Source organism: Gandjariella thermophila (assembly GCF_005405885.1).
GTDB lineage: Bacteria > Actinomycetota > Actinomycetes > Mycobacteriales > Pseudonocardiaceae > Gandjariella > Gandjariella thermophila.
On sequence record NZ_BJFL01000003.1, the window covers coordinates 315696 to 327755 of the forward strand.

13 protein-coding genes are annotated in these 12060 nt (G+C 72.7%); 3 read left to right on the plus strand and 10 right to left on the minus strand.

Translation table 11 applies throughout. The annotated features are described in order from the left end of the window. Positions 1-107: 107 nt before the first annotated feature. Together FFT21_RS05425 and FFT21_RS05430 are read right to left on the minus strand one after the other, a co-directional pair. Positions 108-350 (minus strand): glutaredoxin family protein, encoded by a 243-nt coding sequence (locus FFT21_RS05425; protein ID WP_137812623.1) that lies wholly within the window; start codon positions 348-350, stop codon positions 108-110. 39 nt (positions 351-389) lie between these two features. Continuing rightward, a complete protein-coding gene (locus tag FFT21_RS05430) occupies positions 390-1913 on the minus strand; it encodes an AMP-binding protein (RefSeq protein ID WP_137812624.1) in 1524 nt (507 codons plus the stop codon). 328 nt (positions 1914-2241) lie between these two features. Here FFT21_RS05430 and FFT21_RS05435 point away from each other — a divergent pair, with 328 nt between their 5' ends. The 3 genes from FFT21_RS05435 to FFT21_RS05445 all read left to right on the plus strand — a co-directional run bounded on the left by FFT21_RS05435 (position 2242) and on the right by FFT21_RS05445 (position 5451). After that, positions 2242-2883, plus strand: a complete 642-nt coding sequence (locus tag FFT21_RS05435) for a sigma-70 family RNA polymerase sigma factor (protein WP_371856723.1) — start codon at positions 2242-2244, stop codon at positions 2881-2883. Positions 2884-3114: 231 nt separating this feature from the next. After that, a complete protein-coding gene (locus FFT21_RS05440; protein ID WP_137812626.1) occupies positions 3115-4353 on the plus strand; it encodes a DUF5667 domain-containing protein in 1239 nt (412 codons plus the stop codon). A 144-nt stretch (positions 4354-4497) separates the two neighbouring features. Continuing rightward, positions 4498-5451: an HAD family hydrolase gene (locus FFT21_RS05445; protein ID WP_137812627.1), complete on the plus strand. Its 954-nt coding sequence runs from the start codon at positions 4498-4500 to the stop codon at positions 5449-5451. 6 nt (positions 5452-5457) lie between these two features. Here the strand turns inward: FFT21_RS05445 and FFT21_RS05450 are convergent, their stop codons facing one another. From FFT21_RS05450 to FFT21_RS05485, 8 genes are all read right to left on the minus strand, one after another. After that, positions 5458-6447 (minus strand): lysophospholipid acyltransferase family protein, encoded by a 990-nt coding sequence (locus FFT21_RS05450; protein ID WP_137812628.1) that lies wholly within the window; start codon positions 6445-6447, stop codon positions 5458-5460. Positions 6448-6469: 22 nt separating this feature from the next. Continuing rightward, positions 6470-7507, minus strand: coding sequence for an NAD-dependent epimerase/dehydratase family protein (locus tag FFT21_RS05455; RefSeq protein WP_137812629.1), 1038 nt, complete (start codon positions 7505-7507; stop codon positions 6470-6472). Between the two features lie 282 nt (positions 7508-7789). Next, positions 7790-7891: a 30S ribosomal protein bS22 gene (locus FFT21_RS05460; RefSeq protein ID WP_018684825.1), complete on the minus strand. Its 102-nt coding sequence runs from the start codon at positions 7889-7891 to the stop codon at positions 7790-7792. Positions 7892-8082: 191 nt separating this feature from the next. Continuing rightward, positions 8083-8301 carry a helix-turn-helix domain-containing protein gene (locus tag FFT21_RS05465; protein ID WP_137812630.1) on the minus strand — a complete coding sequence of 73 codons (219 nt, stop codon included), beginning with the start codon at positions 8299-8301 and terminating at the stop codon, positions 8083-8085. A 250-nt stretch (positions 8302-8551) separates the two neighbouring features. After that, positions 8552-9364, minus strand: a complete 813-nt coding sequence (gene proC / locus FFT21_RS05470; RefSeq protein WP_137812631.1) for a pyrroline-5-carboxylate reductase — start codon at positions 9362-9364, stop codon at positions 8552-8554. A 121-nt stretch (positions 9365-9485) separates the two neighbouring features. Beyond that, positions 9486-10337, minus strand: coding sequence for a thioesterase family protein (locus FFT21_RS05475; RefSeq protein WP_225978101.1), 852 nt, complete (start codon positions 10335-10337; stop codon positions 9486-9488). Beyond that, positions 10334-11260 (minus strand): proline dehydrogenase family protein, encoded by a 927-nt coding sequence (locus FFT21_RS05480; protein WP_137812632.1) that lies wholly within the window; start codon positions 11258-11260, stop codon positions 10334-10336. The genes FFT21_RS05475 and FFT21_RS05480 overlap by 4 nt, the downstream gene beginning before the upstream one ends. Positions 11261-11278: 18 nt before the next feature. Further along, positions 11279-12055, minus strand: coding sequence for a sugar phosphate isomerase/epimerase family protein (locus FFT21_RS05485; protein ID WP_371856716.1), 777 nt, complete (start codon positions 12053-12055; stop codon positions 11279-11281). Positions 12056-12060: the final 5 nt, after the last annotated feature.

The window sequence follows — 12060 nt, forward strand, 5'->3', positions numbered from 1 at the left end:
GAACACGGTAGCCGCTTGTGAACGCAGGCACAAAGTCGCACGACGGCCGCGTAACGAGCGGCACAGTCCCGGGTGTACCTGGCGAAACTGATCAGCCTCGGTGCGCGTCACTCGGCGAGGGCCCGGCGCAGCCGGCCCTCCTCGACCGACCAGTAGCCGTGCTCGACGCCGTCGACCAAGATCACCGGGACCCGGTCGCCGTACTCGGCGCGCAGTTCAGGGTCGGCGTCCACGTCCTCGGTGGACCACGGCACGCCCAACTCCCCGCAGATCCGCCGCAGGTCGGCCGCGGCCTGCTCGCAGGAGTGGCACTCCGCCCGGGTGATCAGCGTGACGTGGTGTGACGACACCGCGCTCCCTCCTCAGTCGGCCAACCCACCATCCTGCCGCTACGCGGTGCGCAGCCGGCGGCGGGCCAGCTTGCCGGTGGGGGTGTGCGGCAGCGCCGAGGCGAACTCCACCGCGGTGGGCACCTTGAACTTGGCCAGCCGCTCGGCGCAGTGCGCGACCACCGCCTCCTCGGTCAGCGAGGCGCCGTCCCGCAGCACGATCACCGCCTTGACCGACTCCCCGGTGCGCTCGTCCGGCACGGCGACCGCGGCGGCCTCGGCCACCTCGGGCAGTTCGCACAGCACCTGCTCCACCTCGCGCGGGTAGACGTTGAACCCGCTGACGATGATCAGGTCGTTGAGCCGGTCGACGAGGTGCAGGTCGCCGTCGGCGTCGAGGTAGCCAACGTCGCCGGTGCTGAACCAGCCGTCCGCGTCCGGACCGCCGTGACCGTCCGGCCAGTACCCGCTGAACAGGTTCCGGCCGCGCACCGAGACCAGCCCGGTACCGCCCGGTTCCTCGCCGAGTTCGTCCTCGTCGACCAGTTCCGCCAGGTCCTCCAGCGGCTCGCCGGCGGCGTCCACCAGGCGCAGCTCCACGCCCGGCACGGGCCGGCCCACCGAACCCGGCTTGGGTTGGCCGCCGGCCAGCGTGGTGGTCAGCACCGGACCGGTCTCGGACAGCCCGTAACCCTCGTACACGCCCAGGCCGGTGACCTCGCGGATGCCGTCCAGCACCTCCGGCGGCAACGGCGCCGCCCCGGAGGTGAACAGCCGCACCGTGGCCAGCCCGGCGTGCAGCCGCTCGGTCGGCAGTTGCAGCAGTGCCCGGTACATGGTCGGCACGCCGATCACGGTGGTGACCAGGTGCCGCTCGATCGCGGCGAGCGCGGCGGCCGGCTCGAACCGGTCCAGCAGCACCGCGCACGCCCCGGCGTGGCAGACCTGCAGCAGCCCTGGGCCGAGGCCGTAGGCGTGGAACAGCGGCAGCGCGAGCAGCACCCGGTCGGCCGCGGTCACCGGGGCGGGACGCAGCGCGGCGCACTGCTCCAGGTTGGCCAGCAGCGCCCGGTGGGACAGCATCACGCCGCGCGGCACGCCGGACGCCCCGGACGTGTAGACCAGCACGGCGAGGTCCTCACCGCCGGTCCCGGCGGCGACCTCGGGTTGCTCGCCGACATCCAGTGCGGGCGGGTCGAGCACCGTCACCCCGGCCGCGCCGGTGGCCGGGTCGGTCTCGCCGACCAGCAGCCGGGCGCCGCTCTCCGTGAGGATCCGCCCGGTCTCCCGCGCGGTCATGCCCGGGCCGATCGGCATGGCCACGCAGCCGGCGCGCAGCGCGCCGAGCGCGGCCACGCAGAACTCGGGCCGGTTGGGCAGCCGGACGGCCACCCGGTCGCCCGGTTGGGCGCCGCGCACGGCCAGCCGGCGGGCCTCGGCATCGACCGCCCGGTCCACCTCGCTCCAGGAGTAACCGCGCCCGCTGGTCGCCTCGATCAGCGCCGGCTGATCGGGCGAGCGCCGGGCGGCCGACCGGACCAGGTCGGCGACGTTGCGGGCGGCGGCGCTGCCGGCATCGGTCATCCGGAAACCTCCTGGTCGACGGGGGCGGCCCGGCACAGCAATGCAGGTTGCGGCTCGCCGCGAGTGTGGCACGCGGCACCCTCGAGGCGCACCGAATCCGTGCTCTTCGCCCCGTCAAACCACGGGCAGCTACCTACTACGTAGTAACAACCCGTATGCTGCACCACGCCCCCGGCTGGAGGCGCGACCGCCAGGCGCGAAGGACGAGGGAGTGGCGCATGCCCCGACCAGTGGGTTCGTCCTGGTCACCAGGCTGCGTACGGTACGGGTACCGCGGGGCCCTGCTGGGCGCCCGGTGGACGCGCACGGATCGGGGAGGTGTCGCAGCCTGATGACCACCCCGGCACACCCGAACGCAGCCGAGCACGCCCACCGTTCGAACGACGACCGGGTCACCCCGCCGGTCGAGGTGACCGATCCGGCCCACGACGAGGCGTGGCGGCTGGTCACCGCCGCGCAGGACGGCGACACCGACGCGTTCGGGCTGCTCTACGACCGGTACGTGGACTCGGTCTACCGGTACGTGCTGTTCCGCGTCGGCGACCGCAACCTCGCCGAGGACGTCACCAGCGAGACCTTCCTCCGCGCGCTGCGCCGCATCACCTCGGTCAGCTACCAGGGCCGGGACGTGGGCGCGTGGTTCATCACCATCGCCCGCAACATCGTGCTCGACCACGTGAAGTCCTCCCGCTACCGGCTGGAGGTCACCACCTCCGAACTGGACGACAACAGCGAGGTGACCGCGGGCCCGGAGCAGGAGGTGCTGAATGAGGCGACGTACTCGGAGTTGCTGCGCTGCGTCACCATGCTCAACAATGACCAGCGAGAATGCATCGTGCTGCGTTTCCTGCAGGGACTCTCCGTGGCCGAGACGGCGAGCCTGATGGGGCGCAACGAGGGAGCGATCAAGGCGTTGCAGCATCGGGCGGTTCGCCGGCTGGCCCAGCTGCTACCGGCGGAGCTGCGCTGACGACCGCTCCACCGGGCTACGGGCCGACATCGTGGTCGGTCCGTAGCCAGACGCGCCCATCACGGCGCGCCACGGGGGTCGGCGCCTGAGGCGGCGCCGGGAGGCGGCGTGGCGAGCGCTGACAACCGGCAGTGACGCTCGTGACAACACACTGCCGGGTGACGGTGCTGTGCGTAACCAGGTACGAAACGGCTCGTTGCTCGGTGCAGGATCGATGAGGCGGTGCGGGAGTTGACGGGATTCAGGAGGCGCCTCGGGCGAAGCGAACAGTTCGCCCGCGCGGTCGAGGCCCTGCCGGAGGACGGCGGGTCGCTCGACCGTCATCCGGTTACCCCACCGCCCGGCCCGGTCGACGAGGTGCTCGCCGGCGAACTCGCCCTGGTCGGGCTGCTGCGAAGAGCCGCCGCCACCGCGGGACCGGACCCGGAGGCGCGCGGCCGCATCCGCCAGCGGGTGCTCGACGGGCTGGCCGAGCGCCCGCCGTCCCGGGCACCGCTTCCGCCGACCACCGCCTGCCGCCAGGGCCGGGCCGGCCGGGCCAGCCACGGCAAGCATTCCTCCCGGCGCCGGCCGCCGAGCAGGGACGACGCTTACGCAAGAACGCGGGGCCGGCTGCTCGTCGCCCTCGCCGCGGCGCTCTGCCTGGTGCTCTCCCTCGGCGCCACCAGCCTGCTGCTCTCCCGCGACGCGCTGCCCGGTGACTCCCTGTACTGGGTCAAGCGCACCGCCGAAACCGCCTCGCTCGGCCTGAGCTTCGGCGACGCGGCGAAGGGACGCCGGCACCTCGGCTTCGCCTCATCCCGGCTCGACGAGATCCAGACCATGGTGACCAGGGACAACGCCTCGGGCGCCGAGCAGGCCAACCGCTACCTGGGGGTGCTGGCCGACTTCGAGGCGGACAGCGCGGCCGGGGCCAGGGAACTGGCCGCCTCCGGCACCAACGGCGACGACACCGTGCTCGCCTCCCTGCGGGACTGGGCGAACGCGCAGGCCCAGCGGCTGGACGCGGTGCGCGCCGAACTGCCGGCCCTGGCGGCGACCAGGTCGGCGAACTCGCTGGCGCTGCTGGACCGGATCCGCGACCGGGTCGCCGTGCTGCTCGCCCGCACGCGCTGCCTGACCGTCACCTCGGGGACCAGCGACGACCTCGGCCCGCTGCCGGCCGCCGACCCGTGCACCCCCCGGCCCACCACCGCCGGCGTCACCTCGTCGGCCGGGCCGGGTGGCGCCAGGAGCGGCGCTCCGGCGGGTTCGGCCGGGGCACCGGCCGCCATCCCGCCGGCGCCGGCACCGGCGCCCTCGGGTGGCGAGCACCCGCCCGGCAACCTGCTCCCGCTGCCCGGACTCTCCGTGCCGCAGCCGACGGCCGGCGGCCCGGCCACGGCCACGCCGTCCACCGCGCCGGCACCGTCGGTGCCGATCCGCGTCCCGCCGCTGCCCTCGCTGCTTCCCGGACTGCTCGGCGGCTGATCGTGGGTCGGACGGCGGGGCCGGCGGGCAGGCCGGCGGCGCTGCGTACCGCTGTGCCGGGCGGGCGGCCGCTGGCCACCAACCCGGTCACATCAACCGCTCGGCGTCCTGGCCAGGAGCTCTTCGGTCGCTACGCTGTGGCGGATGGCAGCGGCAGCTACCGGACCGGGAGGCGCGGCCGTGTTGCGACGGCAGAGCGAAGGTAACGGCGTGGAGCGGGAGCGGCTCGCCGAACTGGCCGGCGAGGCTTCGGCGCAGGCCGCGGTAGCCTCGACGGCGCTCGCCGCGCTGCCCGACCTGGACGCCTCGCTGGCCGTGCCCACCGACCTCACCGCGGCCGCCTTCTTCGACGTGGACAACACGATGATGATGGGCGCGTCGATCTTCCACTTCGCCCGCGGGCTGGCCGCGCGCAAGTACTTCACCACCTCCGACCTGGCCGCCTTCGCCTGGCAGCAGGTCAAGTTCCGGGTGGCCGGCAAGGAGAGCCACGACAGCATCCGGTCCAGCCGGGAGCAGGCACTGTCCTTCGTGGCCGGCCGCAGCGTCGAGCAACTGGTCCAGCTCGGCGAGGAGATCTACGACGAGCTGATGGCCGACCGGATCTGGTCCGGCACCCGCGCGCTGGCCCAGATGCACCTGGACGCCGGCCAGCGGGTGTGGCTGGTCACCGCGACGCCGGTGGAACTGGCCCAGATCATCGCCCGCCGGCTGGGGCTCACCGGGGCGCTGGGCACGGTCGCGGAGAGCGTCGACGGCGTCTACACCGGACGGCTGGTCGGCGACATGCTGCACGGCAGAGCGAAGGCGCACGCGGTGCGCGCACTCGCCGCCCGGGAGGGGCTGGACCTGCGCCGCTGCACCGCGTACTCGGACTCGATCAACGACGTGCCCATGCTGTCCGTGGTGGGCACCGCGGTCGCGGTCAACCCGGACGCCGGGCTGCGCGACGAGGCCAGGGCACGCGGCTGGGAGATCCGCGACTTCCGCACCGGGCGCAAGGCCGCCCGGATCGGCGTGCCGTCGGTGCTCGGCGCCGGCGCGCTGGCCGGCGCGGTCGCGGCGGGCATGGCCTACCGCCGCCGCGACCGCAGCTAGCCCGGGTCAGCCCAGGAACACGTTGCGGCGCTGGGTGAGCAGCCGGTACAGGGTCTGCTGGATTGTCTCGCGCACCTGGTCAGTCAGGTTGAACACCAGCATCGGGTCGTCCGCCGCGCCCGCTTCGAAGGTGTCGGTGCGGATCGGCTCGCCGAACTCGATGTACCACTTGGACGGCAGCGGCACCATGCCGATCAGGCCGAACCACGGGAACAGCGGCGTCACCGGGAAGTACGGGAAGCCGAACAGCCGGGCCAGCGGCTTGATGTCACCGATCTTCGGATAGATCTCCTCGGCGCCGACGATGGCGCACGGGATGATCGGCGCGCCGGTGCGCAGCGCCGCGGAGACGAACCCGCCGCGGCCGAAGCGCTGCAGCTTGTACCGGTCCCGGTACGGCTTGCCGATGCCCTTGAACCCCTCCGGCCACACCCCGGCGAGTTCGCCGGAGCGCAGCAGCCGCTCGGCGTCCGGGTTGCACGCCAGGGTGTGCCCGGCCTTGCGGGCCAGCGGGCCGAGCACGGGCAGCCGGAAAACCAGGTCCGCGCCGAGCATGCGCAGGTGCCGGTGCCCCGGATGGTGCTCGTGCACGGCGTACCCGGTGATCAGCGCGTCCAGCGGGATGGTGCCGGAGTGGTTGGCCACCAGCAGCGCACCGCCGTCGGCGGGCACGTTGTGCATGCCGATGGTCTCCACCCGGAACCACTTGTCGTACAGCGGGGCCAGCAGCGGCAGCAGTACGTTGTCGTTGAGTTCGACGTCGAAGCCGAACTCGTCCACCTCGTAGTCGCCGCTGATCCGCCGGCGCAGGAACGCGAGCAGGTCGGCGAGTTGCTTCTCCCAGTCCGGGATGCCCTCGCCCAGCTCGGCGAACTCGTCGCCGGGTGCCCGCCCCCGGTGGGCGGCCGGCTCGGCGCCCCGGTCGCCGGGGCGTCCCGCGACGGGTGGGAGCGAGTGCTCCGGCCCATGCAACGGGATGACGCGTGCGTCGGGCATGGCAGCCACCTCCCTCACCTCCTCATCGCAGCTTCGCGGCCATGTCGAGGATTTCCCGCTCGACCGCGGCCACCCGGTCCGGATCGATGAACGGGCACAACCCGCGACCGTTCACGAAGTCGTCGAACGCCTCCCGGGTCGTCCACCGCGGCGTCAGACCGAACTCCTGCTTGAGCCGCGTGGTGTCAACGACCCGACCGAAGTTGAGGAAACGCATCTGGTCCGGGGAGAAGTCCACCAGCCGGGCACTGCGGATCACCGTGCCCACCGTGGGCACCATCAGGCTGGGCACCGGCAGCGGGATGCGGCCGGCGCGGCGGATCGCCTGGGAGAGCATGAGAACGCCGTCGCCGCCGGCGTTGAACACGCCGGGCAGGTCGTGCAGGGTGGCCCGCTCCAGGATGGCCAGCGCGTCCTCGGCGTGCAGCAACTGCACCCTGGCGTCGTAGCCGAGCACGGTCGGCACGATCGGCAGGGAGAAGTAGCGGGTCATCACCGTGTCGATGCGCGGGCCGATGAAGTTGGCGAAGCGCAGCGTGGTGATCTGCACGTCGGGCCGGCGCCGGCCGAAGCCGCGCACGTAGCCCTCCACCTCGACGGCGTCCTTGGCGTACCCGCTGGACGGCAGGTCCTTCGGGCCCATCTCCTCGGAGAACACCGCGGGATCGCGCGGGCTGGCCCCGTACACCGCGGTGGTCGACTTGACCACGAGCTTGCGCACCAGCGGCGACTTCTGGCACGCGGCCAGCAGCTGCATGGTGCCGATGACGTTCATCTCTTTCAGCGTGGTGCGCCCACTCGGCCCGGCGGGGTTGGCCGTGACCGAGGCGTGCACCACGGTGTCCACCCTGGCGGTGGAGATGACCTTGGCGATCAGCGGGTTGCGGATGTCGGCCCGGACGAACTCCGCCCGTCCCATCCTGCGCAGCAGGTCCCGGGACGGCGGCACGGTGTCCACGCCGAGTACCCGCTCGACGTCCGGGTTGCCAGCCAGCCGAGCGGCGAGGTAGCCGCCGAGGAACCTGCTGACCCCGGTGACGAGAACGACCCTGGGCGCCATGCGACCCCCTGTGCACGTTGGGTGACGCCCGATGCTACCCGCGGAACGTCCCTTTCGTTGCCCGGCCACACGAGCTGTTAACCCCTGTCACGAAGGTTTAGCGGGGTGGTCACCCGGAATTGTCACCCGATCGGAGTGGACGGATCCAATCACGTGGATCGTTTCCCACGTGGTGGCCAGTCCCCACGGGTGCCCGTTCCGGGCGACCCACGCCGGACGGGACTCTCCCAACACGCGAGACGCCCGCAGCCCCGGACGGTGGTGCGGGCGTCGTTGCGGCGCCTACTTCTTCAGCTTGCGGCGCTGGACGCGGGTCTTCCGCAGCAGCTTGCGGTGCTTCTTCTTGGACATGCGCTTGCGGCGCTTCTTGATGACAGAGCCCATGCGGGATCCTTAGCTGTCGTGGTTGGTGCTTCAGGCTTGGCGCGCCGGGCTGCCAATCATCCGATCGGGCAGCGGCACGGAACGGCCCCTCACCTTACCTGGACGGCGTGGGCCCTCGGCCGGCCCGTCCGGACCGGCCGAGGGCCGGCTCGCGCCAGGGCGAGTCGGTACTCGTCGGAACCATCCCGTCCCTACCCCGCGTCGAAGTAGGCGTTCCGCAGGTACTCGTGAACCGCCTTCTCCGGCACCCGAAAGGACTTGCCCACCCGGACGGCGGGCAGTTCCCCCGAGTGCACCAGGCGGTACACGGTCATCTTGGACACGCGCATCAGCGCGGCCACCTCGGCGACCGTGAGGAACTGCACCTGGGGCAGATCTGGGTGGTCCGTCTCCCTCTTTTCCGCCGGCATGTATCACCGCGTCCTTCGACACGTGTCGCGCCGCCGGCTTCCCCTCCGGCGGAACGGACACGCACGTGCTTTCTCGAGCGTAGCGGGACTCCCGAGGCCCCTGCGACACTCAGCTACCCTTCCGGCGCCGTAGCTCTACCCGGACAGACGCGCCGGTCACCGCCGTTCGGGTGCCGGTCACCGACCGGTCCGGAGGAGCCGCGGCCCGGGCGTGGTGGCACGCGCCAGGATGACGGTGGTCGGGACCGGTTCACTCCGGCTGGTGCGCGCGACCCAGTTCCACCGAGCGGTCCCGGGCCGCCTCGATGGCGGACAGCAACGCGGCCCGCACGCCGTGCTTCTCCAGTTCCTTGATCGCCGAGATGGTGGTGCCGCCCGGCGAGGTCACCGCCTCGCGCAGGGTGACGGGGTGCTCGCCCGACTCGGCCAGCATGGTGGCCGCGCCCACCGCCGACTGGATGATCAACTGCGCCGCCACCGCGCGCGGCAGGCCGAGCAGGATGCCCGCGTCGATCATGGCCTCGACCAGGTAAAAGAAGTACGCCGGGCCGGAGCCGGACAGCGCGGTGACCGCGTCCTGCTGCGATTCGGGCACCCGCACCACCTTGCCGACGTGCGACATCAACTCCTCGACGAAGGCCAGGTCGGCGGGCACCGCGTGCTGGCCGGGCGAGATCGCGCTCATCGCCTGGCCGACCAGCATCGGCGTGTTCGGCATCACCCGCACCACCGAGGTGCCCTCGGGCAGCCGCCGCTCGAACAGCGCGGTGGGCAGGCCGGCGCACAGCGTGACGACCAGCGTGTGGTGGCTGATCGCGGGCGCCAGCTCGTCCAGCAGTGGTTCGATGTCCTGCGGCTTGACCGCGACCACGAGCACGTCCGCCCACTCGGCCGCGGTGCGCACGTCCACCGCCCGCACCCCGTAGCGCTTGGTCAGCTCGGCCGCCCGCTCCGGGTACCGCTCGGTGAACACCAGGTCGTCCGGGCTGTAGCCGCCGTGAAGCAGCCCGGACAGCAACGCCTCGCCGATCTTGCCAGCACCCAGCACACCGATGGTCTTCATGGCTCCCAAGCCTGCCAGACCGCCGAGGTACGTACTCCCGCCGAGGCGGCAGAGGGTACCGCCGAGGTACGTACTCCCGCCGAGGCGGCAGAGGGTACCGCCGAGGCACGTACCCCAGCGGTCAGGAGCGTTCGCGGGGGCGGTTGAACGGGGCGACGGCGCTCAGCGCGAGCTGCCGGCACTGGCAGACCAGCCGGCCGGTCGAGTCGATCACCGTGGCGTCCTCGTCGAACCACTGGCCGTGCACCGCGCGTGACTCCACCTGCACGCGTAGCCAGCCGGGCGCCGGGCGGCCGCGCAGCAGCGCGGTGAGCTGCACGGTGGGCGACCAGCCGAACCGGCCGAGGTTGAACGTCACCGGCATCGACACGTCCCCGGCGACCAGCGAGAACAGCGTGTCCGGCTGGTCGTCGCGGGGCCGCACCCACAGCCGCAGCCGCAGCGGGTCGCCGACCCGGCCCTCCAGGAACCCGGCGCCGCTCGGGTCCAGCCGGACCTCGCACGGGCCGGAGAGCCGGAACACGTCCGCGCTGGGCAGCGTGGCCAGGTCGACCGCGTGCACCGGCGGCTCGGCCGGCATGTCGGGCAGGTCGGCCCAGGCCGGGCGGTCGGCGGGCAGCCGGCTGAGCGTGACCATCGCCTCCACGCAGCTCCGGCCGCGCTGCTCGAGCTGGGCGAACACCACCGTGGTGGTGCGGCCGGCCTTGCGCACCTCGGTGTGCACCAGCGCCGGGCCCACCGCGGGCGCGTTGAGGAACTGCGCGCTCACCGCGACCGGGTCGGTGGCCGTGCCCTCACCGCCGGCCGCCTGCAGGCCGGCCCGGGTGAGCAGGGCGATCAGGTAGCCGCCGTGCGGCTTGCTGCCGACCGTCCAGTCAACCGGCAGGTCGCTCGCGAAGCTGCCGTCGCCGAGCGGGCGCACCGCGCAGGCGACCGGGAAGGGGTGGACGACGGTGGAGGTTCGCTCGGTCACGAGCGCCCCGCCACCGCGCGCAGGAAAAAGGCCATGTTGGCTGGTCGTTCCGCGAGCCGCCGCATGAGATAGCCATACCACTGCACGCCGTATGGCACGTAGACGCGCACCGTGTGGCCGGACAGCGACAGCCGGCGTTGCTCCTCCGGCCGCACGCCGTAGAGCATCTGGTACTCGAAGCTGCCGGGCCTGCGGTCGTACCAGCGGGCCCGCTCGGCGATGATCCGGATCAACACCGGGTCGTGCGTGGCGAACATCGGGTAGCCCGCTCCGGCCAGCAGCACGTTGGCGCAGCGCACGAAGTTCCGGTCGACCTCGTGCCGCCCGAAGTAGGCCACCGCCTCGGGTTCGGCGTAGGCGCCCTTGCACAGCCGCACCCGGGAGCCGGCGGTGGCCAGCTCCCGGCAGTCGTCCAGGGTGCGGCGCAGGTAGGCCTGCAGCGCCACGCCCACCGACGGCCAGGTGCGCCGCAGCTCGGCGAGCACCCGCAGGGTGGACTCGGTGGTGTTGTGGTCCTCCATGTCCAGGGTGACCGTGGTGCCGCACTGCTCCGCCGCCGCACACACCCGGGAGGCGTTGTCCAGCGCCAGCTTCTCGTCGAACTCCTGACCGACGGCGGAGAGCTTGAGGCTCACCTCGGCGCGGTCGGAGAGGGCTGCCGCGTGCAGCGCGTCCAGCAGCTGGAGGTAGGACCGCACCGTCTCTTCGGCCAGTGCCCGGTCGGTGGTGTGCTCGCCGAGGTAGTCGAGGGTCACCGCGAGACCTTCACCGACCAGCTCGCCGGTCGCCCGCACCGCGTCCGGGGTGGTCTCCCCGGCGACGAACCGGCGAACCACCGCGCGGCTCACCGGCGCGGTGGCGAGCACCTGCTTCACCGTGGCGTTGTCCGCGGCGGCGAGGATCAACGTGCGCAGCGGGTTCACGGCGGGAACTGTACGGCTTCAGGCGAGATCAAGGTGCAGCCGGGCGAACAGCAGCGCCTCGGCGAGCATGCTGGCCCGCTCGTCGGTCTGCCGGGCACGCCGGGTGTTCACCTCCAGCACCACCTGCCCGCGGAAGGAGTTTCGGGCGAGTTGCTGGCACACCTCGGCGCACGGCTGGCTGCCCCGGCCGGGCACCAGGTGCTCGTCCTTCGAGGCGCCGTTGCCGTCGGCGAGGTGGATGTGGGTCAGCCCGTCGCCCATCCGTTTGGCCATCTCCAGGGCGTCCATGTGCGCGGCCGCGGTGTGCGAGAGGTCCAGGGTGTAGTGCGGCAGTCCGATGTCGGTCGGGTCGATGGACGGCCGGAACGCGGACACCTGCACCTGCCGGCCGCGGCCCAGCGGGCGCACCGGGAACATGTTCTCCACCGCGATGGCCAGGCCGCTGCTCGCCTCCAGGGCGCGCACCAGCGCGGCGAACCGCTCGGCGTAGCGGCGCTGCCAGCGGAACGGGGGATGCAGCACCACGGTGCGGGCACCCAGTGCCTTGGCCGCGGACACGCTGCGGCGCAACCGCACCACCGGGTCCGGCGACCAGACCCGCTGGGTGATCAGCAGGCAGGGCGCGTGCACCGCGAGCACCGGCACGTGGTAGCGGTGCGACAGCCGGCGCAGCGCCGGCACGTCCTGGCTGACCGGGTCGGCCCAGACCATCACCTCGACGCCGTCGTAGCCGAGCTCGGCGGCCAGCGCGAAGGCCGCCTCGGCCGGCTGCGGCCACACGGAGGCGGTGGACAACCCGA